General features: G+C 65.5%; 24 protein-coding genes. 9 read left to right on the top strand and 15 right to left on the bottom strand.

The features are described 5' to 3' along the window. Nucleotides 1-7 precede the first annotated feature (7 nt). From F0U60_RS15635 to F0U60_RS15605, 7 genes are all read right to left on the bottom strand, one after another. Nucleotides 8-2,689, bottom strand: a complete 2,682-nt coding sequence (locus tag F0U60_RS15635) for a PQQ-dependent sugar dehydrogenase (protein WP_395820118.1) — start codon at nt 2,687-2,689, stop codon at nt 8-10. A 92-nt stretch (nt 2,690-2,781) separates the two neighbouring features. Then, entirely contained in the window at nt 2,782-3,759 is a 978-nt protein-coding gene (locus F0U60_RS15630) for an NAD(P)-dependent alcohol dehydrogenase (RefSeq protein ID WP_395820115.1), read from the bottom strand. Further along, nucleotides 3,756-3,989 (bottom strand): helix-turn-helix transcriptional regulator, encoded by a 234-nt coding sequence (locus F0U60_RS15625; protein WP_395820113.1) that lies wholly within the window; start codon nt 3,987-3,989, stop codon nt 3,756-3,758. Before F0U60_RS15625 ends, F0U60_RS15630 begins: the two co-directional genes overlap by 4 nt. Then, nucleotides 3,983-4,411, bottom strand: coding sequence for a hypothetical protein (locus tag F0U60_RS15620; protein WP_395820110.1), 429 nt, complete (start codon nt 4,409-4,411; stop codon nt 3,983-3,985). The genes F0U60_RS15625 and F0U60_RS15620 overlap by 7 nt, the downstream gene beginning before the upstream one ends. Before the next feature lie 209 nt (nt 4,412-4,620). Beyond that, a complete protein-coding gene (locus F0U60_RS15615) occupies nt 4,621-5,049 on the bottom strand; it encodes a hypothetical protein (protein ID WP_395820107.1) in 429 nt (142 codons plus the stop codon). A 95-nt stretch (nt 5,050-5,144) separates the two neighbouring features. Continuing rightward, on the bottom strand, nt 5,145-5,507 hold the full coding sequence (locus tag F0U60_RS15610) for a hypothetical protein (protein WP_395820105.1): 363 nt from the start codon (nt 5,505-5,507) through the stop codon (nt 5,145-5,147). 13 nt (nt 5,508-5,520) lie between these two features. Beyond that, on the bottom strand, nt 5,521-5,778 hold the full coding sequence (locus F0U60_RS15605) for a hypothetical protein (protein ID WP_395820102.1): 258 nt from the start codon (nt 5,776-5,778) through the stop codon (nt 5,521-5,523). Nucleotides 5,779-5,955: 177 nt separating this feature from the next. Between F0U60_RS15605 and F0U60_RS15600 the strand changes: the two genes are divergently transcribed. Then, nucleotides 5,956-6,927: an alpha/beta hydrolase gene (locus F0U60_RS15600; protein ID WP_395820099.1), complete on the top strand. Its 972-nt coding sequence runs from the start codon at nt 5,956-5,958 to the stop codon at nt 6,925-6,927. Nucleotides 6,928-6,961: 34 nt separating this feature from the next. Here the strand turns inward: F0U60_RS15600 and F0U60_RS15595 are convergent, their stop codons facing one another. From F0U60_RS15595 to F0U60_RS15585, 3 genes are read right to left on the bottom strand one after another with little or no spacing between them, the layout of a single operon-like run. Further along, complete coding sequence (locus F0U60_RS15595) at nt 6,962-7,459, bottom strand: hypothetical protein (protein WP_395820097.1); 498 nt, start codon at nt 7,457-7,459, stop codon at nt 6,962-6,964. Between the two features lie 40 nt (nt 7,460-7,499). Next, a complete protein-coding gene (locus F0U60_RS15590) occupies nt 7,500-8,756 on the bottom strand; it encodes an MFS transporter (RefSeq protein WP_395820095.1) in 1,257 nt (418 codons plus the stop codon). Further along, nucleotides 8,753-9,331, bottom strand: coding sequence for a TetR/AcrR family transcriptional regulator (locus F0U60_RS15585; protein WP_395820093.1), 579 nt, complete (start codon nt 9,329-9,331; stop codon nt 8,753-8,755). The genes F0U60_RS15590 and F0U60_RS15585 overlap by 4 nt, the downstream gene beginning before the upstream one ends. A 157-nt stretch (nt 9,332-9,488) precedes the next feature. On the opposite strand from F0U60_RS15585, the gene F0U60_RS15580 reads away from it, so the two are divergent. Both F0U60_RS15580 and F0U60_RS15575 read left to right on the top strand, forming a co-directional pair. After that, on the top strand, nt 9,489-10,532 hold the full coding sequence (locus F0U60_RS15580; RefSeq protein WP_395820089.1) for an acyl-CoA desaturase: 1,044 nt from the start codon (nt 9,489-9,491) through the stop codon (nt 10,530-10,532). A gap of 69 nt (nt 10,533-10,601) precedes the next feature. Continuing rightward, nucleotides 10,602-10,862: an amphi-Trp domain-containing protein gene (locus tag F0U60_RS15575; RefSeq protein ID WP_395820086.1), complete on the top strand. Its 261-nt coding sequence runs from the start codon at nt 10,602-10,604 to the stop codon at nt 10,860-10,862. 48 nt (nt 10,863-10,910) lie between these two features. On the opposite strand, the gene F0U60_RS15570 is transcribed toward F0U60_RS15575, so the two are convergent. Beyond that, entirely contained in the window at nt 10,911-13,790 is a 2,880-nt protein-coding gene (locus tag F0U60_RS15570; protein WP_395820083.1) for a YncE family protein, read from the bottom strand. Nucleotides 13,791-14,092: 302 nt separating this feature from the next. On the opposite strand from F0U60_RS15570, the gene F0U60_RS15565 reads away from it, so the two are divergent. Beyond that, nucleotides 14,093-16,873, top strand: coding sequence for a LuxR C-terminal-related transcriptional regulator (locus tag F0U60_RS15565; RefSeq protein ID WP_395820080.1), 2,781 nt, complete (start codon nt 14,093-14,095; stop codon nt 16,871-16,873). 121 nt (nt 16,874-16,994) lie between these two features. On the opposite strand, the gene F0U60_RS15560 is transcribed toward F0U60_RS15565, so the two are convergent. Continuing rightward, nucleotides 16,995-17,624, bottom strand: a complete 630-nt coding sequence (locus F0U60_RS15560; protein ID WP_395820077.1) for a hypothetical protein — start codon at nt 17,622-17,624, stop codon at nt 16,995-16,997. 184 nt (nt 17,625-17,808) lie between these two features. Between F0U60_RS15560 and F0U60_RS15555 the strand changes: the two genes are divergently transcribed. From F0U60_RS15555 to F0U60_RS15545, 3 genes are all read left to right on the top strand, one after another. Next, the gene (locus F0U60_RS15555; RefSeq protein WP_395820074.1) at nt 17,809-18,531 is read left to right on the top strand and encodes a glycoside hydrolase family 97 N-terminal domain-containing protein; all 723 of its coding nucleotides are present in this window, start codon (nt 17,809-17,811) and stop codon (nt 18,529-18,531) included. Between the two features lie 138 nt (nt 18,532-18,669). Beyond that, entirely contained in the window at nt 18,670-19,020 is a 351-nt protein-coding gene (locus F0U60_RS15550) for a DUF1428 domain-containing protein (protein WP_395820071.1), read from the top strand. A gap of 348 nt (nt 19,021-19,368) precedes the next feature. Further along, the gene (locus tag F0U60_RS15545; protein ID WP_395820068.1) at nt 19,369-20,193 is read left to right on the top strand and encodes a helix-turn-helix domain-containing protein; all 825 of its coding nucleotides are present in this window, start codon (nt 19,369-19,371) and stop codon (nt 20,191-20,193) included. On the opposite strand, the gene F0U60_RS15540 is transcribed toward F0U60_RS15545, so the two are convergent. Continuing rightward, on the bottom strand, nt 20,172-20,762 hold the full coding sequence (locus F0U60_RS15540; RefSeq protein WP_395820065.1) for a LysE family translocator: 591 nt from the start codon (nt 20,760-20,762) through the stop codon (nt 20,172-20,174). The two genes, F0U60_RS15545 and F0U60_RS15540, sit on opposite strands and share 22 nt — an antisense overlap. A gap of 231 nt (nt 20,763-20,993) precedes the next feature. Here F0U60_RS15540 and F0U60_RS15535 point away from each other — a divergent pair, with 231 nt between their 5' ends. Together F0U60_RS15535 and F0U60_RS15530 are read left to right on the top strand one after the other, a co-directional pair. Further along, nucleotides 20,994-23,171: a hypothetical protein gene (locus tag F0U60_RS15535; RefSeq protein ID WP_395820062.1), complete on the top strand. Its 2,178-nt coding sequence runs from the start codon at nt 20,994-20,996 to the stop codon at nt 23,169-23,171. 108 nt (nt 23,172-23,279) lie between these two features. After that, nucleotides 23,280-23,588 carry a hypothetical protein gene (locus F0U60_RS15530; protein WP_395820059.1) on the top strand — a complete coding sequence of 103 codons (309 nt, stop codon included), beginning with the start codon at nt 23,280-23,282 and terminating at the stop codon, nt 23,586-23,588. Nucleotides 23,589-23,642: 54 nt separating this feature from the next. On the opposite strand, the gene F0U60_RS15525 is transcribed toward F0U60_RS15530, so the two are convergent. Continuing rightward, the gene (locus F0U60_RS15525; RefSeq protein ID WP_395820056.1) at nt 23,643-25,544 is read right to left on the bottom strand and encodes a putative metal-binding motif-containing protein; all 1,902 of its coding nucleotides are present in this window, start codon (nt 25,542-25,544) and stop codon (nt 23,643-23,645) included. 107 nt (nt 25,545-25,651) lie between these two features. After that, nucleotides 25,652-26,443 carry a hypothetical protein gene (locus tag F0U60_RS15520; RefSeq protein WP_395820053.1) on the bottom strand — a complete coding sequence of 264 codons (792 nt, stop codon included), beginning with the start codon at nt 26,441-26,443 and terminating at the stop codon, nt 25,652-25,654. Nucleotides 26,444-26,447: the final 4 nt, after the last annotated feature.

The raw sequence follows: 26,447 nt of genomic DNA, 5'->3' as shown, positions 1-26,447 counted from the left end.
TCCGGTCTCAGGGCGCCCGAGCCCCCTCGCGACGGCGGCGCAGCGCGAGCAGCGCAAGCCCCAGCCACGCGAGCGACCCCACCGGAGCCACGCCACAGCTGCACCCCCCCGCCTCTACGCCGCCATCGGGCACCACCGGGTCGCAGGGTCCCTCGCCCACGCACACCGCCACCTCGGCCTCGCCCGTCTGCCCCGCGGTATCCTCCACCACGAAGCGCACCACGTGCCGGCCCGGCGTCAGCCCCGTGGTGTCCCAGCGGCTGGGCTCACCACCGAAGAAGAAAGGGTTGTCCGAGCGCACGTCCGTGTACGCCAGCACCCCGTCCACGTAGAACAGCGCGCGCGTGCAGCCCACCTCGTCCACGCAGTCACCAAAGAACTCGGCCGTCGTCCCCGACACGCGCTCGCCTTCCGTGGGACGGGTGAGTACGGCCCGCGGCGGCGCGTCCTCCTTCACGGTGAGGAGGAAGTCCTGCCGTGCATCCGGCGTCACGCCATTGGCCACCTGCACGGCCACCTCCACCGTGCCCGGCGCCGACGGAGTCCAGGTCATGACGCCCGTAGCCGCATCGATGGCCATGCCCGGCACGGAGCTCAGCAGGGAGAACGTGGCCGCGGGCCGGGCACGGACCTCCACCTCGTACCGATAGGGCACGCCCACCACGGCCGAGGTCTCCGGCGAAGAGGTGATGAGGGGTGCCAGTGGCTCGTCGTCCCCTTCCGTCACCGTGACAGCGCGCGCGTCCAGACCCGGCGCGGCCACGGTGAAGGTGGCCGTGCCGTCCTCGCTGTCCGCGTCCTGCTCGGCCGCCAGCGTCACCGTCTGCGGCACGCTCCAGTTGGCCGGCGTGAAGGTGACCGAGGCCCCACTCGTAGCGACCAGGTCCGTGTCCCCCGCCGTGCGCGCCACCGTGACGATGACTGAGGAAGTGGGCCTCTGAGAGAGCGCCACGGTGAAGGTGCCACGGGAGCCCTCGGGCACGGACAACGTCGTCGTGGAGAGCACCAGCCGCGCGCCGTTGCTGTCGATGGTGGTAGCCGTGACGGCCTCCGAGCCCAGCCCCGACGAGGACACGGTGAAGGTGGCGCTGTCCGAGCTCGAGTCCGCGTCCGTCGCCGCCGCGAGCACCACCGCCCGCGGCACGCTCCAGTTCGTCGGCGTAAAGGTGAGCGAGTCCTCGCCCACGACAGTCAGGTCCATGTCACCCTCCGTGCGCGCCACGCGGACGGTGACGTCGGCCGTGGGGGCCTGGGCCAGGCGCACGGTGAAGGCGGCCTGCCCCCCCTCGAAGACGCGCACGTTGAGTCCGGACACCACCAGCTTCTGCCCGGTGGCCTGAGGGGTGATGCGGCGAAGCGTGCCGCCGGTGTGGCTCATGCTGTAGAGCGCACCATCCGGCCCCAGGGCCACGTCCACCGCGGAGACATACCCGGAGCCCCACGCGTCCACCGCCTCCACCGAGTTGTCCCCCGCCAGCCGCACCCGCGTCAGCTGGCCGGAGTTGAAGTCCCCGAAGATGAAGTTTCCGCGGTACTCGGGCGGGAAGAGCGTGGCGTCGTAGAAGGTGCCGCCGGTGATGGAGCCGCCCAGGGCCTGCGTCGTCGCCGAGCCCCCGCTCCGCGTCACGTCCGGGCCCGGAAGCGGAACCTCGAACACGGTGTCACTCACGACGCGCGAGACGTAGAAGCTGCCCTTGAAGCTCGGGTCGAGCACCCCCTCATCGTCGTGCACCCCGTCAAGGGTGAGCTTCTCCCCCTTGCGGAAGCCATGGTGTCGCGTCGTGGTGAACGTGGCCACGCCGCCCGCGCGCACCGCGCCGCGAGGGGCGATGGGGTGCGAGTCCGTGCCATTGGTGCGGTACTTCACGACCGGGCTGAGGAAGCCCGCCGGCTGGTTGTTCTCGTAGTTGTTGTAGCCACCGTGGTCGCCCTTGCGGATGACGAACACCTGCTCGTAGTTGTCGCCCACGGTGTTGCTCCACAGCAGCCCGGTGGCGGGCTGGAAGGTGAGCGAGAAGGGGTTGCGCAGCCCGCGTGCCCACACGTACTCGTTATTGGGCCCCACGCCATCGTAGAAGGGGTTGTCATTGGCGGGCGTGCCGTCCAGGTTGGCCCGCCCCACCTTGGCCGCCAGCGACGTGAGGTCCGCGTTCACGCCCGTGCCGTTGCCCAGGTCGCCGATGGACCAGTACAGCTTGCCGTCCGGCCCGAACCCGATGCCCCCGCCGTTATGGTTCGCCCCGCGCGTGGGCAGGCCCCGCACCAGTTCCGTGCGCGCCGTACCCGTGCTGCCCGTATCCGTGTAGCGGACAATGCGCTGCTCGGAGGCGGAGACGGTGACGAAGAAGTAGACGTAGCGGTTGAGCACGTAGTTCGGATCGAACGCGATGCCGATGAGCCCGCACTCGCTGGCGGTGACAGCGGGCTCCGTGGCGAAGAGCTGCGTCACCGGCTGCGTGGGCTTCCCCGGCTGTGTGGCGATGGCGCCGTTCTCCAGCCGCACCACGCGCACCTGGCCGTTCTTGAGGGTGATGAAGAGCCGGCCCGAGCCATCCGGCGCCCACGCCATGCCGGTGGCGGACGACAGCTCGCTCGACACATACACCGTGTCCTCGAAGCCGGCCGGGGGATCCGCCAGCACGGGTGACGCCAGAAACACCAGCAAGAGCGCAGTGAGGGATTCACGCATAGGCAGGCAAGACTACAGACATGCGCCCGCCAAGACAGGGCCTCGGATTTTTCCCATGCCAGTGCACGGGCCCCAGGCAACGAGCGCGCCTCTCACGCTGCCGCGCTGGTGACGACGATCTTCCCCCGTGCGCGACCTTCTTCGAGGTAACGCATGGCGCCACGGCCATCACTGAGCGGGAACGTCCTGTCGATGACCGGCATGACCTTGCCAGCCTCGATGAGTTCCTTCAGGACCTCCAGATCCTCCTTGCGAGTCACCGCGGCAAACATTCGAAGCCTGTGGCTCACGAACGGTGAGAGCATGGCCGCCCGGAGTTGACGGTCGATACCACCGAACCACCGTCCTCCACCCTCTCCGCCAACGATCACGAGGGTCCCTTTGGGAGTGAGCACACGCCGGAGGCGAGACACCTCCCGGTTCCCCGCGGTGTCGAGGATAAGGTCGTAGCGCTGCTCCAGCTCCACGAAGTCCTGGCGCGTGTAGTCAATGACGTCGTCCGCGCCAATCGAGCGGACCAGCTCCACCTTCGTGGTGCTGCACACGCCGGTGACGTGCGCTCCGAACGCCTTGGCCAACTGCACCGCGAACAAGCCCACGCCGCCGGCCGCCCCGATGATCAAGACCTTCTGCCCCGGTCGTACCTGCCCCTGGTCGCGCAGCGCCTGCAGGGCGGTGGCGGCGGAGGTGGGGACGGCCGAGGCCTGCTCGAACGTGAGGTTGGACGGCTTGTGCAGGAGCCTGTCTTCCCGAGCACACGCGTACTCGGCGAGAGCGCCGTCGCAGGTGCCGAACACCTCATCGCCCGGCTGGAACCGTGTCACGCCTTTGCCGACCGCCTCGACGCGCCCCGCGACGTCCATCCCGCGAACGGACGTTTTCGGGCCGCGCAGTCCAAAGCCGAGGCGCAGCAGGTACGGCATGCCGGTCATCAGGTGCCAGTCACCCATGTGGAGAGAGGTCGCGTGGACGCGCAGAAGCACCTGGCCCTCCCCGACCACGGGTTTGTCGATGTCTCGAAGGTGCAGGACATCAGACGAGCCATACGTGTCTTGGACGATTGCCTTCATGGTTCCTGCCCTTCACTGTCGGAGTACTGGAACACTTTTTCGAGCGGGACCTTGAAGACCCGCGCAATTTGGAACGCCATCTCGAGCGAAGGCGAGTAGCGACCTTGTTCGATGGCGATGATGGTCTGCCGGGTGACGCCGATGCGCTGCGCCAGGTCGGCCTGGGTCATCTCTCCGTTGGCGAATCGGAGCGCGCGGATGGCATTCGTGATGCGGGTTTGCTTCACCACGGATGAAATCCCAGGCGGTAGGCCACGATCTTCGTCGCGGACCCGAGGAGCGCTGACAGGACAAACGCCAGGTAGATCACATTGGCGATCCAAAAGTGATTCAGCTCGGCCATCGCCATGGCGAGTGCCACCACTCCGCCGATGATGACAAAGGATTGGCCGACGTACTCGCCGAACCGATTGATTTCCCTGTCGCGCTGGTCCTTCTGGCCCGCCTCCTTCGGGGAGACGATCGTGACCGCGATGTGAAGCACGATCGACGCCACGATCGCAGAGCCAATGCTCCACAGTAACGTCGAGACGTACGCGACCTCAGTGAGCGGAGTGTTCTCGGAGCGCCCCAAGATGATGAAGACGTAGGCCGAGTACGCAATAGGCGTGACCACCGCCATGACCCACGCGCGCTTCTCTTCGGATGTCATGCCCGCCCCCGTGCAGAAGAAATCCACTGGGCCAGCATGTAATGCATCCTTTACATGACGTCAAGAATCTTTGACTCAGACACGGGCAGGCTAGAGCGCGGTCCAGATCGCCGCGATGCCTTCGCTCTCGGTGGCTCCGCCCGCTCCGCACGCCTTAGAGCCGTGCATCTCCAACGCCACCAGCCGAAGCCAGGTGGTGCACAGGGCCGTCAACGGATGGTGATGTCGAAGCGCTTGGGAAGCTCGTTCTCATCGAGAACCTGTGCCCGTAGGAACTCGATAGAGATCCGTGCTCCCGGCTGCCAGTAGGGCTCGTCCTGCTCGTTCACCCATAGGCAGCCCTGCATCTTCTCGAGCTGGAGGAGCCGGAACTCAAGATGATCGTAGCCTTTGTCCGAGGTGAGGTTGCCGTCGATCTCCACGGAAAGCTCGGACTGATAGGGACCGAGGTAGACGGCTGTCAGCGTCCGGTTGGAGTAGATGGCGAAGAGCGATTCGCCCACCACCGCGGGACTCAGGTTGAACTGAAACTGCACGGAGGTGCGCCCTTTGTCACTCAGGACATACCGATGGAGCTGGTCGAACTGGGTGAGCGCCGCATCGAGCTGCTGCTGAGTGAGTTTCTGACATTGCATCATGTAGGAAGCCTCGAGTCCGTACTTGACCGCAAAAACTCCTGCCGCCGCGAGAGTGAACCCAACAGCCACGAACGAGTATTTGGGGAGCTTTGGCATCAGGAGGGCGACGATTTGGGGGTGAACACGTGCATGCCGGCGCTGAGACCCTCGGGCGTCTGTCCGGTGCTGGGGAGCTCGATACCGCCTGCCTTGCGCCAGAGCGCGTATCCACTCGTGCCTTCCCTGACAGCACCCGAAAAGAGTCCATCGGCAAGGCCGGGGTGCGGAAGGGCCTGGTGCTCGGGCGGAAGCTCGATCACCTGCCCCTCCTGTGTTTTGCGAGCTTCCTTCAACGCCTCGGAAATGGCGGAAGAGGTGCTCTTCTCTCGCAGCACGTTTCCATAAAAGCTCCGCCTGAGGAAGGCATGAACCTCGACCTTGTAATGGTCGGCCATCTTCTGGGCCAGACTGTTCTCCATGCCAGCTTCTGAATCACTGGAGAAGCTTTTCGAGCGAATGGAGATGGCGGTCCGGCTTGCCGCCCTCCATGCTCTCGGGGCGTGTGTTGATGAGCTTCACGATGTCGTCAGAGCTGACCAGTGAAGGCGAGAACCCGGCCAGATGGTCGAGCATCTTGTCTTCGAAGCTCCGCCTCGCCACTTCGCCCAATGCATCCAGCTGAGATTTGCGGATGATCAACACGTCGGGATTTCCATTCCAGCCTGATACGTAGGGGAAGGACGTGCTCACCTGTGCTCATCTGCCCGCGAACGCCTCCCCCTTCCGCCGCAGGCCGCGAAAGGCTAGGTGCTCGTCTCCTTGCTGTCCAGCCGTACGCCAGGTGCTCTCAGGCCACACCGATTGAGTGGGATGAAGCGTTGCTTTCCATGGAAGCCTGGCGAGCCCACACAAGCGAGGTTCATGACAATGAGCAACACGAAGACAGGACCAACGCCGCCCCCGTTCGAGCCCGAACTCGCCGCAATCCTTCCGGCGTTCGCCGCATTCGTCCCCATCAACATGACCGCCGAGCAGATCGAAAAATATCGCGCCATGCCCATGCCTTCGATCGCCGAGCAGATCGGCGACCAGCCGGTCCAGTGCGTCGACTTCACCATCCCCGGCTACCAGGGGGTGGACATGGTCGTCTCGGTGATCTCACGGAAGGACCATGCCAGGCCGGGGCCCGGCATCTATCACATCCACGGCGGCGGAATGGTCATGGCCAACCGTTTCGCAGGCGCCGTCGACCTGGTGGCATGGGCGATGAAGTTCGACGCTGTGTGCGTCACGGTCGAATACCGACGGGCCCCCGAGAGCCCCGATCCGATCCCGGTCGAGGACTGTTACGCGGGACTCGAGTGGATGGCCGCGCACGCGGAGGAGCTGTTGGTTGATCCGGAGCGGATCATCATCTTCGGCGGAAGCGCCGGGGGCGGCCTGTCCGCTGGCACCACCCTGTTGGCGCGCGACCGCAAGGGACCGAAGCTGTTCGGACAACTCCTCCAGTGCCCGATGATCGACGATCGGAACGAAACCGTCTCGTCGTACCAGATGCAGGGGATCGGCATCTGGGATCGCGTCAGCAACCAGACCGGCTGGACGGCCCTGCTCGGTGACCGGCGCGGAACGGACAACGTGTCGATCTATGCGGCCCCCGCTCGAGCGACCGATCTGAGTGGCCTGCCGCCCACTTTCATAGACGTGGGGTCGGCTGAAGTCTTCCGCGACGAAGCCGTTGCCTACGCGAGTGCCATCTGGGCGGCCGGTGGCGACGCGGAGCTCCACGTCTGGGGCGGCGCGTTCCACGGCTTCAACCAATTGGCACCGGATGCCGCCATCTCCCGAGCATCGAACGCGGCTCGCGAGGCCTGGCTCGAGCGGCTGCTGTCTCGATAACGGCCAGGCACCTTCTCGGTGCTTCTACCAAGCCCTACCGCCCCGGGTGCATACGCCGCCAGTGCTCCACCTGCGCCACCTGCTCAAGATCTCTCGGCCTGCCGCGCTCCCGTTTGAGCGCGAGCAGCGTGTCCAGGTCCATCACCGGCAGACCGTGACTCATCCGGGCCCCGGACACCAGAGCGCCCGGCTCCAGGGTGTCGTGTTCGTAGGTGCCATCGAGCACCAGGGGGCCCTTTCTCGCCCGGACATAGTACTTGCCACGAAGGGTCTCGAGGTTGAGGGGGACACCCAGGGGCTCGCTCCAGACGGTCAGGGCCCAGCCCTCCTCCACGAGGAGCGCCGCCCACCGCTGGAGGTTGTCGGCAGAGGGCTCGAGGAAGACATCGCAGTCCGGCACGGGCTCGCCCTCCAGCGCGTCCATGAGCAGGCGCAGCGCGAAGGAGCCAGAGAGGGCGAAGCCCACCCCTCGCGACTGGAGCCGGTGCAGCAGCTCCAGGTAGGCGAGGTGCTCAAAAGGCAGGGCGCTCATGCCGCCATCCTCGCAGAGGTTGCCATGGGCGAGGAGCGGCTCAGCCTTGGTGACCGCCAGCCGGGGCGCGTGCGGCCGACAGCACCCCCGACAGCACCAGCACGAGCGTGCCCGCGAACGGCACCACGAGGAGCCCTACGCGCAAGCCCACGGCGTCCGCGACGAGCCCGACGACAGGGGGCGACACGAGGAACCCAAGGCGCATCAGCCAGCTGAGGACGGTGAGGCCGGTACCGGCTCTCAGGCCGGGCAGCTCGTCGGCGCCGTGCATCGCGGCGGGCACCAGCGTCGCGACGCCGAAGCCGGCGAGTGCGAAGCCCGCGATGGTGCCCAGCACCGAGGGGAACAGCAGCGCCGCGGCCATCCCCGCTGCCGTGATCGCGCCTCCTGTCCGGGCGACCGCGCGCTGGCCGAACCTGTCGACGAAGCCGTCGCCGAGCAGCCGCCCTACAAACTGCGCGCCCACCAGCGCGATGTAGCCGAACGAGGCGATGGCGACGTCGGCACCGAGCGTGCCTGAAAGGTAGACGGCCGCCCAGGTACTGCCGGCGTCTTCGACGAGCGTGCCGCCAATGGCAATCAGCACAAGCGCTGCCATCATGAACACGATGCGAAGGCGGCCCGTCGACCCGCGTGGCGCCGGGGCACCGTCCGCCTGAGCGCCTCCTTCAGAACGCTCGCCGGGCTCGATGGGCTCTGGGCCGGGGAGCGTGTAGCGCAGTGCCGTCAGCGCGACGATCGCGAAGAGCAGGGCCGAGCTGCCCAGATGCACGCCACGTGGCAAATCGAGGCCCGCGGCAAAACCACCCATGAGGCCGCCGATCACCGCGCCGATGCTCCAGATGGCGTGGAACGAGTTGAGGATGGACCGGCGGTAGAGCCGCTGCACGCGCAAGCCGTGCGAGTTCTGCGCCACGTCGGTAATGGCGTCCATGCAGCCAGCGAAGAAGAGCGCCCCAGCGAGCACTCCCCATGAGGGAGCGAGCCCCGCGAGCAGCACGCCCATGCTCGTGAGCAGCGTGCCCGCGACGGCGACCCGTGACGACCGGAAGCGGCGGATGAGTGCTGCGGCGGCAAGCCCGGCCATCAGGGCTCCGCAGGGGAACGATGCGACGGCGAGTCCATACTCGGCATTGCTGAGCCCGAGGTCGGCTTTGATCTGCGGATAGCGCGGCAGCAGGTTGGCGAAGATCGCACCGTTCGTGAGGAACAGCGCCCCGACGGCGACGCGGGCCGCCCGGAGCTGGCGGGGCTCCAGGGAAGCATGCGTGGTGGTGGTAGTGGTGATGGTGGTCATGAGGGTCCGTTCAGAGAGAGGATGCGGCGCACGGCGTCACGCGTGACGTCGCGGCTGCGCGGGATCGGGTCGAGGCTGATGTGGATGAGCAGGCCCTCGATGAGGGCATCGAGCTCTTGCGCCGTCCTGGCGTCGACGAGTCGCTCGAGCGCATCGCGGCTCCGGCGCATCCAGTCGTGGGTGATCTGCCGGAAGACGGGCTGGCGTGCGGCGAGCGTATAGAGCTCGAGGGAGAGCACGAGGTCGTCTGGACCCGCCGTGAGGACATCGTGCACGAGGTGGACGATCGCCTCGACCAGGCCATCGAGGTCGGCCACCGCCTCGATGCGCGCGGCGAAGCGCTCACTGAGGCGCGTGGCGAAGCGGGTGAACGCCTCACGCAGCAACTCGTCCATGTTCGTGAAGTGGTAGGTCATCGATCCAAGCGGCACCCCGGCGCGGTCGGCGACACGACGGTGCGAGGTGCCAGCAACGCCGCCCTCGGCGATGACAGCGAGTGCTGCGTCGATGATGCGGTCGCGTCGATCAGGGTCGTGCCGGCGGGTCGCCACTCGCGTCTCCTGGTTCTCGGGCATGAGGGGGGCGCGCCCGTGAAACAAGTCTCGATGTGTACGAACGTACATATCATGTGTACGAACGTACATATCGCCTGAGGTCAGAGCAAGACCTTGTGCAGGTGCGGCGGTTGCTCGCTGCTGCGCCGGGCAGCCGACGCAGCATCAGGAGTGTCGCGTGGTGGTTCTCGGCTCCGACAAGCGCCCAGGCGTGCTCTCGCGGCAGGAAGCTGCGGGAGAGCCCCGCAACCGCCGCCACCTCTTCCGGTACTCCCGGGTGGAGGTGGTCATGTCTGGTGGAAACACGGTGCGCCCGGGCGACGGGCGAGTGCGGTGGAACGTGGGGAAATCGCTCTGGTTCGGGCTCGTGACGCTGGTGGCGTTGATGGGGGCGGTGCCCACTTTCACCCCGTCGGCCTTCGTGCTGTTCGCGGTGAGTACGACACTGACGCTGTGCGCGGGACACTCGGTGGGCATACACCGGGGCCTCATCCACCGCTCCTACCGGGTTCCCATGTGGCTCGAGTACACGCTCACCTACCTGGGCGTGCTGGTAGGGCTGGACGGGCCGCGCGCCCTGGTGCGCATGCACAACACGCGGGACTTCCAGCAGAACGAACCCACGTGTCACGACTACTTCGCGCACCGGCAGCCCGCCTGGCGCGACTACTTCTGGAACCTGCACTGCCGCTTCGAGTTCACCCTCCCCTTCGAGCCCCGACTGGACGCGCGGGTGGAGGCGGATGCCTTCTACGGCTTCCTCCAGCGCACCTGGATGTTGCAGCAGCTACCCTGGGCGGTGTTGTTCCTGATCCTGGGAGGACTGCCCTGGCTGGTGTGGGGCATCTTCGTGCGCGTGGCGGTCAGCACCACGGGCCACTGGTTCGTGGGCTACGTAGCGCACCGGCACGGCTACCGGGGCTGGCACAACGAGGGCGCGGCGGTGCAAGGCTTCAACAGCCTGCTCCTGGGCGCGCTGAGCATGGGCGAGGGATGGCACAACAACCATCACACATTTCCGCGCTCGGCTCGGCTGGGAATCCGCTGGTGGGAGCTGGACCTGGGGTGGGCGTTCCTCGCGCTGCTGCACTCGCTGGGGCTGGTCACCGACATCCTCCAGCCGGGTGAGCACTCGCGCGCCCACCACGCCCGGCCGATTCCCGCGGAGGCACCGGTGCCAGGACGACTCGGAGTGCACGAGGTGTCGCGACGAAGCCTTTGAAAGCTGTACCCCGAGCACGATTCCCGGCAGCCTCTGCTCCGCACCACGAACGAACCAGGTGGAGAGGAAATGCCAAAGCGCCCGAAGCGTGACATCGAGAAGCGTTATCCGAGGAAGGAGTTCGTCGCCAAGCTGAGGAGGTTGGCGGATGCCATCGAGGCCGGTGAGGCCTTCAGCATCCAGGTTGCCGGCGAGCGCTTGCGCATCCCCGCGGATGCGCTCTTCAACATCGAGCACGAACGCGAGGGGGGCGTGGATGAGCTCGAGTTCCAGTTGCGTTGGAAGCACTCGGGGGAGGCCGCATCACAGAAAAAACCCCGCCCCCGGTAGGACCGAGAGCGGGGCGTGACGGGCAGGGAGGCCTGCCTCACTCGCCGGCTACTGGCCGTCGAGCTTGCCGTCCAGGTTGCGGTCGATCGCGATGCGCACGCCAGAGCCCGGCGGAACCGCGGTGAAGGTCACCTCCTGGCCCGCCTTGCTCGCCAGCGCGCGCAGGGCCGTGGTGGTGATGTTCGCGCTGCCGTCGTCGGGCTTCCACGTCCCCGCGTTCCGGTCAAAGAGGAAGCCCTTCTGCTTGCCGCCCACGACCGCCTTCGCCACCAGGTCGGCCTCGTAGGTGGAGCCGCCCAGGATCTTCGACACGAACGGCGCCTTGGCGCGCGCGATGAGCAGGTCGATGCGCGAGCCGACAGCAGCGGCGTTCGTCGACGTGAGCGTCACCTGCTGGCCCACGATGGGCGCCAGGTCGCTGTCCACCGCCAACATGAAGGCCTCCACGTTGCGGCGGTCGTTGTCGCCCGGGAAGCCCACGAGCGGCCCACCGACGCTGGTGTTGGAGAACACGATGGCGCTGAAGAAGCGGAACAGCGTGTCCACCGCGCCGTCATGCGTGAAGCCGAAGCCGCGGATCTGGTCTCCCAGCTGCCCCGTCTCCGGGTGCTGGAAGAAGCTGCTGTCCGGGAAGCCGAACATACCGACCTTCGTGTACATGTTCCGCACGTGGGGAATCTTCATGATCTGGCTGATTCCCTCGAAGCTCGATTTGCCGTCGGTGCCGTAGAAGCCCTGCGAGGCGTCAATGGTGTGGCAGCCGTTGCAGTTGAAGCCGGTGTCCGAGCCAATCGCGAGGCCGTCCACGCGACGGCTGCCAAAGTAGAAGTCGCGGCCGGCCTTCTCGGCGGTGGTGAGCGAATTGTCCAACTTGCGGATGGGGTTCGGCGGCAGCTGCACCTGGAGCTGGAAGGCCGTGAACTTGTTCATCTCCTCCTCGGTCGGCATCGAGGCGCGGCCAAGCAGCCCCTCGTACGCCACGATGAAGTTCTTGAACGACACGTCCTCCGCGTCCGAGTTGATGCCGAAGAAGCCGTTCGAGCGGTCACCTCGCCAGTGCATGGCGCCCGAGTTCGCCATGCCGCGCAGGGTCTGCGTCGTCATGGGTCCCTTCATCGGGTGGAACTGGTTCTGGTCGCCGGTGCCGTTGATAGGCGAGCCCGGGTGACCGGTGAGCAGGTTGAACGCGCCAATCGCCAGATCGCTCGCGAGACGCTTGTCGATGGGGTTGGAGGACACCTCGTCGTCCGGGTTGCCCAGGTCCCAGGCGAGCTCGTCCTTGTCGCCGAAGATGTGGCAGCTGGCGCAGGACGCCTCGCCGTTGGCGGAGGAGAAGTTCGCGTCGTACAGGAAGGGACGGCCCTCCACGACGGTGGCGGGCTCCGGATTGTAGAGGGCAGCCGAGGACACCTGCTTCTTGGTGGCGAGGTCGATGACCTTCACCGCGTTGTCGAAGCGGGTCATCACGTAGAGGCGGTTGCGCGCCTCATCCAGCACCAGGCCGCTGGGGCCGCCACCGCTCACCGGGATGTAGTTGGCGCTCGCGGTCTTCGGGTTGAAGGTGTCGGCCTCCAGCGCCGCGGTATCGAAGACACCGACCTTGCTCGAGCTGAACGCGGCCACGTACAGCTTCGAGCCGTCGCTCGAGATCGCCATCTCCGTCGGGGTGGAGAGCGTGTGATTCTTGGCCGTGGGGTCGAACCCGGGGGAGTTCGCCAGCTTCGAGTAGTCGATGTGCTTGTTGAGGTGGCGGGGGTAGATCGAGCCCCCGGAGATGACGGTGATGCGCATCTTCGCGATGTTGCCCTGCACCGTGCTGCCGCCGAAGACGCCGGGGCCCTCGAAGCGCGTGAGGTTGTTGGCCTCGCTGTTGGACGCGTACACCACGCCCGTCTTCGGGTTGGTGGCCAGGTTGAAGATGGTCGTGCCCACGCCCGTGTAGAAGGCCTTCTCCTGCAGGCTGTCCGCGTCGATGGCGAAGACATCCTTGTCAGGCAGGTTCAGGCGCACACCGTTGTTCCAGTTGCGGCCGAGCGTGTCCTCCCACTGGCCGGTGGTGCTGTTCCACTTGACGATCAAGCCGGTCTCGGGAGCCTTCGCGCCCGCGACGTTCGTCCGCGGACCGGGCAGACCACCCGGAAGGAGGTTGTTCCCCCACGGCCACGTGTCGGGGAAGACGAGACACATGCTCGAATCAAATCCGTCGCACACGCTGTCCATGTTGACGGTCGTCGTCTGGTTGCCGGATTGGGCAATGGCCGCATAGACCGTCTTCTTGTCCGGGCTGACGGCGAGGCCACGCGGCGTGTCGCCGAAGAGCGTCACGATGCGCACGGGCGTGCCGCCCAGCGTCGTTCCCAGGGAGGCCGGGTTGAAGACCCAGACGTCCGCGCGGCCCACGCCAGGCGTGGTGAGCTGCGGGTCGCCCGCGCCGGGAACAGAGGCGATGGACGGATCCGTGCGGTGCTGGCCGCGGTGCGCGGTGGTGACGAACGCATAGCCGTTGGAGCCAGCGAACACGATGTCGCGCGGCTCATCGCCGACGAGCAGCGTGCGCACCACGCGCGGAGTCCCTTGCAGGCTCACCACGCTGATGCTGTCCGAGAGGTGGTTGACCACCCACACCTCGGAGTTGTTGCGCACGGCGACGGAGACCGGCTCGAGACCAACCGGCACCTCGGCGATGAGCGAGAGGCCGGAGGCGGTGACCGAGAAGACCTCCAGGCGATTGTCGGGCGTGTTGACTGCGAACAGCCGCGTCCCGTCTGGCGAGAGGGCCATCGGACGTACGTGCGCGCTATCGAACTCGATGAACGATGGCGTCTGGGCGGTGGCGTTGACCGAAACCAACATCGATACGGCGGCGCACAACGAAGCAACTCGAGCGCGCCATCGGCTCAGGCTCGCGCCCACTTGCTGGGTACCCATGGTTGGACCTCCTCGGCGGGGTAAGGCGTTGCAGTTCGAACCGCAACGGACGGGGAGTACCAAGCGAGGCCGCGACATCGCCCCCACCGAAGGGAGGGGAACACCCCCAACCGGCTCGCGAAAAACCGCATTGACGCAATGCGTCTTGGGCAGGACGACCCCTCGCGTGACGCATTACATCACGAGGGCTGTAAAACTCTATCTCCACGGAATAAACGCAAAAAGCAGGAATACGTGCTCTAATTGACCCTAAAATCAATCGGCGACAGGGGGATGTGCCAATGCCGAGCCTTCGAACCGCAATGAGAAGTCGTCGTGCGTCATCGCCTTTCCTGATGAACGTCGCGGAGCATGCGGCACCATTCGGCGAACATCTCTCGCATCTGCTGCCGACGAAGCTCTCTCCACCGCAGACGACCTCCGTGCTGGTGGCACGGAGCGCGCCGCTGCAGAAGCTGGACCGCGGTGCCGGTGGAAAGCTGGTGTTGGTGACCGCGCCGCTCGGCTGGGGCAAGACGACACTGCTGACGCAGTGGTACCGAGAGGCGTGCGCGCAGCGGCTGTTCGCGTGGCTGTCGCTCGACGAGCTGGACAACGCGCCCGAGCGGTTCTTCTCGTATCTGGTGGGGGCGATTCGCCGGGCCGCTCCAGACTTCGACGCGTACATCGCGAGCCAGCTCGACGCGCAGGTGGAGCTTCCGCTCGACCACGCCATGTCCGTCGTGCTGCGGAGCCTGTGGAAGCTGGGACGCGAGCTGGTGGTGGTGCTCGACGACTTCCACGTGCTGCGCGAGCCCGCGCTGGTGCGGGCCTTCTCATATCTGCTCGAGCACTCGCCGCCGCACGTCCACTGGGTCGTCTCGTCCCGCAACCTGCCGGAGCTGGACCTGGCGAAGCTGAAGCTCACCGATCAACTGGTGACGCTCGACAGCCGCGACCTGAGCCTGGATGGCGAGGCCATCCGCGAGCTGGGACAGCGCCTGTGTGACGCCGAGCTCGCCCCCGATGACGTCGAGTACCTGCGCTCCCGCACCGAGGGATGGGTCGCCGGCGTGAAGCTGGCGCTGCTGTCGGCGGGCGAGCACACGAACGTGGGTGATGCGCTGCGCAAGGCCATCGGCTCCAACCGCGACGTGGCGCGGTATCTCGCGGACGCGGTGCTGCGCGAGCAGACCCAGGAGGTGCAGGAGTTCCTGGTGCTGAGCTCGGTGGTGGACCAGCTCAACGGGGACCTCTGCAACGCACTCCTGGGCATCACCCATGGACCGGCGTTGCTGGCGAACCTCGAGCGGGCGCAGCTCTTCATCCAGCCGCTCGACCTCCAGCGTCAGTGGTACCGCTACCACGCCCTGTTCCTCGACTTCCTGAGGGCCCAGCTCGCGTGCGACTTCGGCGACCGCATCCCCTGGCTGCATCGGGCGGCGAGCGCGTGGTTCGCCGAGCACCAGCGGCCGGACGAGGCGCTGAAGCACGCGTTCGCCTCCGGAGACCGGAGCTGGTGCCTCGAGCTCACGGCGCGCTGCGCGGAGGCGTGGATGCGCGAGGGGGAGATCGCCTCCGTGCTCCACTGGACGGAGAAGCTGACGGCGGAGGAGATCATCCGCTCGCCGGCGATCTGCGTGGCGCACATCGCGTGCCTCATCCTGTCCCGGCGCTACGCGCAGGCCCTATCGGCGCTGCAGGATGCCCAGAACCGCCTCGCGACCGCGCACACCACGTCCGAGCCGGAGCGCGAGCGGCTGTTGAAGCAGCTCGAGCGCCTCACCCTGCTCCACTCCATCCTGTCCGGCTCGGCCCCGGGCTCCAGCATCGAGCTGGACACCTGGTCGAGCCATGAGGACCCGGACGTCTTCATGGCGAGCGTGCTGCTGGCGGCGAAGGCCTACCAGGCACTCCGGATGAACAGGTTCGATGCGATGCGCCGGCTGGCACTGAGCGCGCGAGAGACCCTGCAGGGGCTCAACAGCCCCTTCATCACCGGCTACACGGACGTCCTCATCGCGCTGGCGGACAAGGCGCAGGGGAACATGAAGGACGCGGCGGAGCGGTGCGAAGCGGCGTTCGCGCAGGCGAACCGCGGCCGGCGCAACCCGGTGTGGATGAACGCGGCGACGGCACTGGCCACCACCCGCTACGAGCAGAACCGGCTCGACGAGGCCGAGGCGCTCTGCACCGAGGTGCTGCCGCTGCTGCAGCATGCGCCCGCGTTCGAGACCTTCGCGATGGCCTACCTCGTGCTGGTCCGAATCAAGTCCATCCGCGGGAAGTACACGGAAGCCTGGCAGCTCCTGGACTACCTCCACAGCGTCTTCGAGTGCGGTCACCAGGCGCGCTTCCTCGCCCATGTCTGCGGCGAGAAGATCCGGCTCAGCCTGATGGAGCAGGCGCCGGAGCGCATGAGGGTGGTGGCGCAGGAGTTCAGCCTGGGCGAGCGCATGCGGCGCGGAGAGTGGAGCGAGCGGCGCTTCTACAACGAAACCTGGGAGCGACTCGGGCTCGCGCAGGCGTGGGTGCTGATAGCGCGCGGGCGGTACAGCAAGGCGCACGCGCTGCTGGAGACGCTGCGTGCCAGCGCCCATGATGTGGGCTACGTGTCCCGGGAGAGCGCGCTGCTCGCGGCGATCGCGGTGTGTCACTGGCGTGCCGGAGACTCAGCGGCGGCGTTCGCCGCGCTCAACCGCGGCATCGCGCTGGTGCAGCGGTTCGGCTTCAACCGCAGCGTGTTCGACGAGACGCCGGGGCTGCAGGAGGTCATCGCCGCGGCCGCCACCCAGCGGAAGCTGAGCCACGTGCTGCCCTCCCGGTACACCGAGCGGTTCCAGGATGTGCTCTCGGCGGGGAGGAGTGAGCCGCATGAGTTCGCGCCCCCCCCCTGCGCGCCGCTCGAGCCGCTCACCGAGAAAGAGCTCCAGATGCTCAAGCTGCTCGCGCAGGGGCTGAGCAATCAGGAGATCAGCGAGCGCTCCAACGTGGCGCTCTCCACCACGAAGTGGCACCTGCGCAACGTGTTCGCCAAGCTCGAGGTGACCACCCGCACGGCGGCCATCGTGAAGGCGCAGGAGCGGCTCCACCGGAACCTGTGAGGTGGCAGCGCCCTGCTGGCAGGGCGCTCATGCGCGGGTTGAGGCGGCCTGGAGACCTGGAGACCTGGCGAAGAACAGTTGGCAGGTCATGCGTCCCGGCGAGCGCAGGAGCTGGATGGATCTACGGACAGAGCTGGTTTACCAGCTCCTCTTTCGCCCGCGGACCCAGCAGTACCAATGCCGCGAGCTTCTGAATTCTACCTGCTTTGGAACAGTCATCCGGCTCAGTGAGCGCCTGGTCCAGCAGAGAATCAAGCTTGTCCGTGAGACCCTCCGCTTTCTTCTTGATGCAGCGGATCGAATCGCCGTTGTGGAAATAATAACGAACCTGCGTCGCACGGTCTCGGGTCGCTGGTTTCTCTGGAGTGCCGCCACTGATGAACGCCCAGGTCCTCATGTCATACAGAGCGAAGACGACCTCCCGTTGATCATAGAAGAACTGGTACGAGTCTTCGCCGTGCCCTGGTGGAATGAACTCTAGTTCTGCTTTTTGAACCGCCCCGTTCTTCTCGAACAGCCGGACCCTGCCGCGGCCCTCGCCACCTTTGCACGCCAGGTCGAATTCGCTCTTCTTCAGGCCCTGATCCGCCTGAACTTGTTGATACCTCGCGCGAATCCCCTCGATCCGCGGATCTTCCAGCGCGGTGTTCCCAGACCCAAGCGTTTTCGAGGGCGACTTGTCAGGTGATTGTTGACAACCCAAGCCCGCGAAGATCGCTAACATCACAGAGGCGCGCAGCACCTGGTGCATTGAGAATTCCTTCCTGGATGAACCCAACCGCACACTCATCTGTCCATGCCTTGCTCGTCAAGCCCTGCGATCGTGCGGAAACGCGTCCCTTGACACCTTCACAGCTCGACACCCAAGGAACTTCTCTCCAGGATCTCACGGCTTTTCCTGGAAATCTTACCGTCGAGCCTTGGAGAACAAGTTGATGACCGAGACGCGACTTGCCTTCGCGAACGCCAGCGGTGCGCGTCTGGATCTGCTCGTTCGGGTCTCCGCGGATGGAGTCGCCTACCGCTACGAGGTTCCCAACTCGACTGGTGTCACGGTGACGAGCGAGGCGTCCGCGTTCTCGGTGCCGGCCACCTCCACCGCGTGGCTCCTGCCCTACAACGCGCAGTACGAACAGGCCCGGCTCGAGAAGACGGCGGGCGCCGCGCCGGCCCGTGACTACGGCTACCCCTCCCTGTTCAAGGTCGGCGACAGCTTCGTGCTGCTCACCGAGGCCGATGTGGACGGCCGCTATGCCGGCAGCCGGCTCGTGCACAAGGGCTCCGGCGCCTACCAGGTCGTGCTGGCCGACGCGCAGGTCCACGCCTCGGGAGCGCTGCGCACCCCCTGGCGCACCGCAATCATCGGCGACCTGGCCACGGTGACCGAGTCGACCCTGGTGGATGACCTCGCCTCCCCCGCCCGGATCACCGACACCTTGACGGCGGGGTGCTGTACGACAGCGGCGTCATCCGGAGCAAAGGGCCCGCCAGGTCGAACTTCGACCGCGCCGACTGGGCGAACGCCCGGTTGTCGTGTGACGAGTCCTAGCTGGGCAAGCTCATGGGCCCCGAGGAGAGCCCCTACTTGCCGGCCGGGAGCTCAAGGCAACTCCCGAACCATTGCGGACGTAGGCCGCCAGACTGAAGGTATCGGTTGAATGACTCCGCTCTGATACCCCTGAGCTGGTGAGGCTCGAGGCGCTGTCGGAGGGACAGGCGGGCGAGGCATGGCTCGCTGGGCTCGCGGACGGCGCCGAAGAGGCGAGAAGTGGACCCAACGAAGAAGGAGAAACACCATGAGCTACATCGATGGATTCGTTGTCCCAGTGCCCGTCGCCAACAAGGATGCCTACCGAGCGATGGCCGCCAAGGCCCTGCCGCTGTTCAAGGAATATGGTGCGACCCGCGTCGTCGAGTGCTGGGGCGACGATGTGCCTGACGGAAAGGTCACCGATTTCAAGGGGGCGGTGAAGGCGCAAAACGGCGAGACGGTGGTCTTCTCGTGGATTGAATGGCCGTCAAAGGCCGCCCGCGACGAGGGCAACAAGAAGATGATGGAAGATCCACGCATGAAGGAGATGCAGGGCATGCCTTTCGACGGTCAGCGCATGATCTTCGGCGGATTCTCAGTCCTGCTCGACTCCTGAACCGAACCCCTCGAGTGGGGCCGGAGCCGAAGCCGCGACAAGCGAGCCAGCCGGCAGGGGCAGGGGTTGTACGACCTCTCCCCCCTTCGACCCCTCGGCTCCAGCCCCCCTCAACACGGCCCACGTCCCACCCACACGCCACCGACGGGACGTTCAACCGGCGGAGCCCTTCGATGTGTCTGTATTCGCGCTGCGCCGCGCTACACATTGGCCTTCATCCACGAGGATGACAGCCCCCTCGTTCCAGCTGCGTCAGGTCCATGCTCGACGTTGTTGTATACGCAGCCCATGCTTCCATGAAAAACGGGGCGCGGCTAAGCTTGAGAGCCACTGGAAAAGGAGTTTGTCATGGCTCTCACCAGCTCGTCGCGATTCTGGCGCGACCCACAATTGCCCTGGCTCGAAGCCCGGGTCGTGACCGATGGCCGCGACTTCTGCCACGCCGCCCATGCGCACGAGACTTTTTCGATTGGCGCCATCATGAGCGGGCGTAGCACCTACCGCAACGGGCGCTGGCAGGACGTGGTCGGGGCGGGTAGCACGGTCATCATGAACCCGGGCGACGTGCATGCCTGCAATCCCATTGGCGACGCCCCCTGGGCGTATCTGATGCTTTACATCGATGTGGCATGGCTTGGCGCCCGCCAGGCGGAGCTGGGACTGGGGGCCAATGATGACTTCCGCCCTTTCTCGGCGAAACAAAACCAGGCGCCCGAGCTGCACCGGCAGATCCTCGGCCTCTATCAGATACTGGCCAACGAAGCACAGGACCCACTGGCCAGGGAGCAGGCGATGGTCACGTTCGCCGGTCAATTGCACACGGCCCTGTCATCGGTGGGGGCCGAAGTGTCGGCCTGCGACCCCCGACTGCGGCGGGCCGAGCAGTACATCCGCGCTCATTGTCTGCAGCCGATTTCCCTCGACGACATCTGCACCGCGGCAGGGTTGTCGGCGTCGCACCTGATCCGCACATTCAAGCGCCGCTACGGGTTGACGCCGCACGAGTTCGTGGTCAATGGCCGCATCCAGTACGCCCGTCGTGAGCTGCGCCAGGGCAGACCGATCGCCGAAGTGGCCCAAGCCGCCGGGTTCGCGGATCAGGCCCATCTGCAACGCACCTTCAAGCGCTACCTGGCCGCGACTCCCGGGCACTACCAGGCCAGTAGCAGATAGAAGGCGCAGCCCGCGAGCAGCAGGGCCATGGCCCTGTTGAAACGGCGCAAATGCGCAGGGCTGTCGACCCAGTGCCGGATGGAGCTGCCCACTGCGGCCCAGCAGGCGATGGACAGGTAGCACACCACGAAGTAGATGGCGGCGAAGTACCCGATCAGCGCGACCTCCCCGCCCGCGGCAAAGGCGCCCATGCCGGCCACGCAGGCCAGCCAGGCCTTCGGATTGAGCCACTGCATCAAGGCCCCGCTCCAGTAGCCAGGCAAGGTGTCGTCGTCGGCGCCCCCCAGCTCGCCGTCGTCACACCAGAGCTTCCAGGTCAGGTACAGCAAGTAAACAACTCCCGCCAGGCGCAGGGTACTGACGAGCCACGGCCAGGCCATGAAAGCTTCGTGCAGGCCCAGGCCGATGGCCAGCAGCAAGAGGGTGAAGCCCAGGGTCGCACCGAACACATGGCGCAGGCTGACGCGCAAACCATGGCGGGCACCCGTGCTCAGAGCGACCACATTGACAGGTCCAGGGGAAATGGAAAGGGCCAGCGCGAATGCGGCCATGGACAGGGTCAGACTCATCTCGACCTTTGAAGACAGAGGTTTCGAAGGCAAGAATAGGGAGACGGGCAGGCCGGGGTATTGAACAAAATGCTCCTGCTGGAGCGGCCAGAAACTGCTAGATACATCTTCCAAAACCAGGCATCTCACAGCCCTTGGCTGCTTCTACGCAGCTATTCCCAGCAGGTTCAGAACATGTCCTATCAAGACCCAACACCATCTGTCGTGTTGCGTACGACCCTCCTTATATTCATGGCCCTGGCCACGAGTGCAGGGAGCCCTCCCGCACCGCTGGCCGACTCACCCGCCTCGTCGCTCGGAGTCACACTCCCCATCGAGGTCATCGGAGAGAACGGAACCGAGAGGTCCATCACCCTACCGCTCACGGAGCAGGATCGCCAATCCGTCCTCAAGCTCTGGCTCCAGGTCCACAGCCTGAGCTACGAAAACAAGGCGAGCATCCGCTTCAACAATGGAGCATGGATCGACCTCAACAACTCGACCGCCTTCGTCGAGGGGCTCGGGAGGAACTACGGTGGGATTGGTGGAGCCTTCGCCACGCTCCCATTGCGAATCGATGTTCCGGCCGGTGCCCTCGTGGCCGGGAACAACATCCTCCACTTCAAATTCAACCAATCCGATGGACGGTCCATCGGCTTCCGGGTGTTGAAGCTCAACTTCATCCGGCCCGATGGAAGCCGGGTCTTCGCGGATGGCCAATTCACGCAGGAGGATCCGAACACCTGGCAACCGCCCATCTCCACTGAGAACGCCATCGCGGAAGGTGAGTTGCTGTGGCGTAGCGGTGCCCTGATTCAATCCCAGAAGAACCCGGTCTCCATCCACGCGCACTGCATGGATTGTCACACCCAGGACGGCAGGGATCTCAAGTACTTCAACTATTCGAACCATGCCATCATCGAGCGTTCGAAGTTCCACGGGCTGACCGCGGAACAAGGCATGAAGATCGCGTCCTATATCCGAACCCTCTCAGGCGTTCCCAACCCCGGTCGGCCCTGGAATCCGCCGTACCAACCGGGCCCTCGCGTCGGACTCCAGCCCGTCGAACACTGGGCAGCGGGAGCGGGCATCGAGCAGGTCCTGGAGAAGGACCGGGACATCCTCCCGCACATCTTCCCCAGATTCCCCAACATCCAGCAGGGAGACGTGCTCACCACGGGCTCTCTCAATACCCGCACCACGCCCATCCCCCTGCAACTCCCGGATTGGAATCACTGGCTGCCCACCATCCACCCCAAGGACGCCTGGGGGAGCGACTTCACCCACAGCGACGCCTACAAGTGCTACAACGGAGAGAACGGGGGCTGCTCCACCATGGGCCCTGATTACAAGAGCATGCGCGCGCGGGCGGCGCTCGTCAAAGACAGCGCCTACACGAACTACTTCGAGAATCTGCATTACCAGAGCCAGTCGTGGAAGCGCGCTCTCTACGAGTTCCTCTGCCCGAGGTACCCCAGCGCGCAAAGATGCTACAAGTTCCCCGAAGGCAAGGAGAGGATCCCCGACGAGCTCATCGGCCATGACGAGGCGTACGCCCAGAAGCTCTACTCCACCACCCTCTGGGCCATGGTGAAGACGTGGGAGATCATGCAGGAGTTCGGTCTGGAGGGACACCAGAAGCAGCTGTACAAGAGCTCCCGGGAAGATTGGGGGTGGATGATTAATTACAGCTTCGACACGTCCCCCAACATGCTCCAGCTCCATCGGGACAGGACAGGAATCAACAACAACTCCCCCTTGATGTTCGTCTACTTCTCCGCGGCGTGGTACCAGCTCGCGTTCACCCTCTACAATGGCAACCACTCCGATGGGATGTATCGAGACGGACAGCGCCCCATCGACTGGCCCTACGCCTATGCCTTCATCGCGGAGCTCCAGAACAGCCCCACCCCGAACGTCCCCTTGAATGGCCTGCTGACCCTCTGGCTGCTGAAGGCAATGCAGGTGGCGGACAACACCATCGGGCCTGATTCACGGGTCAGCGGCTATCATAATCCTTCCCCTGGCTGGGCTCCGAGAACCGTCGCGGATCTCAGCAAGCTCGTAGCGCCAGGGTTCATGAAGGGATGGTCCGACATTACGGAGGAGGAGCGACAAGACATCCTGGAAGCCATGCTCTACGCGTGGTGGACGAAATCCAACGACTATGACAAAACTGTCTGGTGGAAGGATAGCGAAGTCGCCAGTACCACGGAAGTCATCAATGGTAACTACGAGGGCTCCGTGGGAAACAAGCTGTGGTATGTGCTTTCGCACTTCAAACACCACGGCGTCAGCCCGGGACTCGTGAATAGCGTAGCGACCTGGGCTCAGGGTATCTGGCCGCAGAGGGACTGGAGCGAAGTCACAAGGGCCAGCTGCCGCCCTCAACTGCATTATTACATCTGCGACACAGAATCCTTCCGCTAGTTCCTACTCCTCCAGCCCGATCCTCCCCACATTGGTTTCTCTGATGTGCAGGCGAGGCCACTCACTTACGCAGTGTCCTCGCCTGCACGCTCAATTGGCGGAGGTGACGTGGTCCACGCACGCCCAGCCATTGCCCACGGCCACCACGCGCAGGACGTGGCTGCCGGAGGACAGGCCCGTCTTCGTGAAGACAGCCTGCTGATACTTCTAGCCTTGGGCGTCGTAGAAGCTCACGCGACCCTGGAGCACGTCATCCAGATACACGTCGGCCTCGCCTCCCCAGGTGTGGCGGTCGGCGAAGAGTGTCACCGAGGTGCCGGTGCTGGGAGGGGTGGAGCGATGAGCATGAAGAGCCGGGTGGCGGTGCTCGCGCTGCGCCGGAAGGAGCCGGCCGGGACCGTGGATGCCGCGAGGTGACGAAGGCGGCCAATGGGCACGGCGGCCCACTGGCGGCACAGCGCGCGGGACTGCCTACAGCGGACAATTCTCGTTCGTCGCTGGGCTGATGACGCTGGCGTTGTTGATGGAGCAGGGCCTCACGGACCTCAGCCGGATGTGGCCCGCGGCTCCTCCGCCTCCTCCGCCGCTTCCCTTGGCACCGGAGACCGGAGTGCCATCGGAACCAGAGCCAGGCGTCGTACTCAGAGCCCCTCCGTTGCCGCCCTCTCCACCCGCCTGGGAATTCCCACTTCCGCCAGCAGCCTGACCCTCCGAATCCGTGGGGCCATCTGAACCCGCCTCGCCATTGGCCTGGGTGCTGGAGAGATAGCCGCTGCCCTCCCCACCACCTCCTCCATTCGCGGTCAGTCGGCTCGAACTGCCGAGATTCAGTTGGTGGGCCTCGAGCAACACCTGGCCACCACTGCCTCCTCCCCCGCCCCCTCCTACCTGACCACCGTTGGAAGTGCTGTACTTCCCTTCGCGCCCGCCACCTGCGCTAGCGGAGACTCGTTGGTTGACCGTGAGGGTGCCCGCTACGGACAGTTGCACGGCGCCGCCTCCCGATCCCCCCTGTCCTCCCTGGGCCTCATCTCCTCCGCCCCCTCCTCCGCTCCCTCCCGAACAACCTCCTACAAGAGGGACGAAGGACGACCCCCCCGCGCTCCCTCCATCGCCACGCACCGAGCCAGCCGCCGTCCCATTACCTCCAGGAGCGCCCGCGGTCTCCCCTCCAGCGCCTCCGCCACCGCTTCCCACCAAGTCACTGAACACGCCCCCCCTGCCACGTCGCTCCGTGCAGGCCGACGCCAGACTGCCACCCGCGCCGGGCACCGTGCCCTCCGCATCGGCGAAGATGCCGTGGTTCAGCGTGGCATCTCCGTATACAGCGAAGATGACGGGGCGCTCGCCCACCAGCCGCAGATTCCCGCCCAGATTCAGCTCCGACAAGGCGAACAGCACCATCCTGGTGCCTCCTTGCGTCAACTCGATGGGGGTGGGTGGCGGCTTGCTGAAACAGGCGGTGGAATTCCAACTCAGCGTCGTCGAGTCGAAGGTGACACCACACGTCGTGGTTGTGGTTAGCGACTGGAGGCTCTCCGTGGGGATGGCATCAGGATCGAAGTTGCTCGGAATGTAGGGGAAGCGGCTGCACTTGCCGTCGGAGGCACGGCACACCCCGGACCCGGCGCCACCCGCGAGCGTGCACGAGGCATTCACCTTGGCGGGGTCCGGCTCCTCGGTACAATTGTTGAGCGCCGCACAACCTCCCGTCACGAGGAAGCAGGTGCTGGAGGGAGTGCACGGGGTCGGGGTCCCCTGACAAACTTGCATTGCGCTACACGCATCGCCCAGGGTGCAGGCGTCGCCATCGTCACACAGCGTCTGCTGGCACTTGGAGTCCTGACAGCCCTTGAAGCCGTTGCAGTCGTAGTCCACCGCAACGCTGCACCGCTCGGCGGCCCCCGGAAACACCTCGGCGCTCTTGTCGTCGCAGTCCTGCCCCTCCACCCCCTCTTCGCGCGCGATGAAGGTGTCCCCGTCATCGTCCTTCGCCTGCAGCGTCATCTCAACGGAGGCGAAGTCCCCCAGGGGCACCGGGATGGGCTGCGAGAAACGCTGCTCCACCTGAGAACCGGAGCACCCCTCCTCCGTGGAGCCATCGAAGGAAGACACCTCCAGCGACAGTTCCCGCCCCCACTCGGGCTTGCGGAACACCGCGACGAGAATCTTCCTCGCGTCCGGATCCTTGAACTGGCTCTGGAGGATGTCCGTCTGGCCCTGTTGCCCCTGGGCGTCCCTGGCCACTACGCGCAGACACGCCGGTCGGTAGGAGCCGTAGTTCACCGTGACCCGCACGGCGCCTTCGGGAGGCCCCTTCTCGCTGCACGCAACGCACATCCACAGCAGTCCCACTATCCAGAGTCGACGCATGCCCTGAGTTTACCGCTCCTGGGCGCACGTGGTTCACCGAAGTGGACGGATTCCCGAGTGGTGCGTGCTGGGCTTCGGCGAGGGACGGACTGAAGCGTCGAAAGGGCCTAGTCAGTCTTCCGCTTCTTGGTCTGGGGCTCCTCCGCATCGGGCTTGGAATCGCCGTCCTTGAAGGTCTGCGGGCCCCACTTCTGGGTGGTCACGACGATGGCGTCCTTTCCGTAGCCCTCCGCGGTGCCAAAGCGAGCCTTGAAAGAATCCTCCTTGTCACCCACCCGGTACATGTCCATGGTCGGGTAGGTATTTCGAGCCGTGGCATCCGTGGTACCCGCCGTCTGCTCCGCGGTGATGGTCTGCTTCCCATCCTTGGCCACGACGGGCGCGAAGTGGAACGGTGACTGATTCTCGCCCGGCTCCTGCTGCCGGATGATTCCATAGGCCTCGCCAGGCTCTGGATTCGCGTGATGATTGACAGCACCTGGCTTCTTCTGCTTGGCGCTCTGGGACACCGCGATGTTGTCGTCGTTGGAATAGCCAAACACCTCACCCGTCACCTTCTCCTTGCTGGCGAGGGTGTACTCGTTGGGCTTGTGTTTGGTGGGCAGTGGCCCGCCGTGCAGGAACTCCTCGGCGTTGTGCACGCAGTCCTTCACGCCCTTCTGGAACTGATAGCGCTCGAAGGAATCCGTTCCGTGGGTGTAGGTCGTGGGGCTCTTGGCCTCATTCCCGAGACCCACGAATTTATCGTCCTTGACCTTGGTGTTGACGAAGAGCGAGGCCTGCGCCTCTTTGCCCAGCTTCTTGCCATCTACCTTGGCGTCCTCCGGATAAATGCCATACTTCTTGTTGTCCGTGAGCTTGACGATGGACGGCAAGGGCTTGCTGATGCCTTTGGGCATGGTC

The sequence above is a fragment of the Archangium minus genome (assembly GCF_044360475.1).
Taxonomy (GTDB): Bacteria; Myxococcota; Myxococcia; order Myxococcales; family Myxococcaceae; genus Archangium; species Archangium minus.
This window is presented reverse-complemented; position numbering and strand designations above follow the sequence as displayed.

Excerpts from the sequence above, each read along its gene's own strand:
- F0U60_RS15635 (WP_395820118.1), bottom strand. The coding sequence starts at position 2,689 with ATGCGTGAATCCCTCACTGCGCTCTTGCTGGTGTTTCTGGCGTCACCC.
- F0U60_RS15630 (WP_395820115.1), bottom strand. The coding sequence starts at position 3,759 with ATGAAGGCAATCGTCCAAGACACGTATGGCTCGTCTGATGTCCTGCAC.
- F0U60_RS15620 (WP_395820110.1), bottom strand. The coding sequence starts at position 4,411 with ATGACATCCGAAGAGAAGCGCGCGTGGGTCATGGCGGTGGTCACGCCT.
- F0U60_RS15615 (WP_395820107.1), bottom strand. The coding sequence starts at position 5,049 with ATGATGCAATGTCAGAAACTCACTCAGCAGCAGCTCGATGCGGCGCTC.
- F0U60_RS15610 (WP_395820105.1), bottom strand. The coding sequence starts at position 5,507 with ATGGAGAACAGTCTGGCCCAGAAGATGGCCGACCATTACAAGGTCGAG.
- F0U60_RS15600 (WP_395820099.1), top strand. The coding sequence starts at position 5,956 with ATGAGCAACACGAAGACAGGACCAACGCCGCCCCCGTTCGAGCCCGAA.
- F0U60_RS15595 (WP_395820097.1), bottom strand. The coding sequence starts at position 7,459 with ATGAGCGCCCTGCCTTTTGAGCACCTCGCCTACCTGGAGCTGCTGCAC.
- F0U60_RS15590 (WP_395820095.1), bottom strand. The coding sequence starts at position 8,756 with ATGACCACCATCACCACTACCACCACCACGCATGCTTCCCTGGAGCCC.
- F0U60_RS15585 (WP_395820093.1), bottom strand. The coding sequence starts at position 9,331 with ATGCCCGAGAACCAGGAGACGCGAGTGGCGACCCGCCGGCACGACCCT.
- F0U60_RS15575 (WP_395820086.1), top strand. The coding sequence starts at position 10,602 with ATGCCAAAGCGCCCGAAGCGTGACATCGAGAAGCGTTATCCGAGGAAG.
- F0U60_RS15570 (WP_395820083.1), bottom strand. The coding sequence starts at position 13,790 with ATGGGTACCCAGCAAGTGGGCGCGAGCCTGAGCCGATGGCGCGCTCGA.
- F0U60_RS15565 (WP_395820080.1), top strand. The coding sequence starts at position 14,093 with ATGAGAAGTCGTCGTGCGTCATCGCCTTTCCTGATGAACGTCGCGGAG.
- F0U60_RS15560 (WP_395820077.1), bottom strand. The coding sequence starts at position 17,624 with ATGCACCAGGTGCTGCGCGCCTCTGTGATGTTAGCGATCTTCGCGGGC.
- F0U60_RS15555 (WP_395820074.1), top strand. The coding sequence starts at position 17,809 with ATGACCGAGACGCGACTTGCCTTCGCGAACGCCAGCGGTGCGCGTCTG.
- F0U60_RS15550 (WP_395820071.1), top strand. The coding sequence starts at position 18,670 with ATGAGCTACATCGATGGATTCGTTGTCCCAGTGCCCGTCGCCAACAAG.
- F0U60_RS15545 (WP_395820068.1), top strand. The coding sequence starts at position 19,369 with ATGGCTCTCACCAGCTCGTCGCGATTCTGGCGCGACCCACAATTGCCC.
- F0U60_RS15540 (WP_395820065.1), bottom strand. The coding sequence starts at position 20,762 with ATGAGTCTGACCCTGTCCATGGCCGCATTCGCGCTGGCCCTTTCCATT.
- F0U60_RS15535 (WP_395820062.1), top strand. The coding sequence starts at position 20,994 with ATGGCCCTGGCCACGAGTGCAGGGAGCCCTCCCGCACCGCTGGCCGAC.
- F0U60_RS15525 (WP_395820056.1), bottom strand. The coding sequence starts at position 25,544 with ATGCGTCGACTCTGGATAGTGGGACTGCTGTGGATGTGCGTTGCGTGC.
- F0U60_RS15520 (WP_395820053.1), bottom strand. The coding sequence starts at position 26,443 with ATGCCCAAAGGCATCAGCAAGCCCTTGCCGTCCATCGTCAAGCTCACG.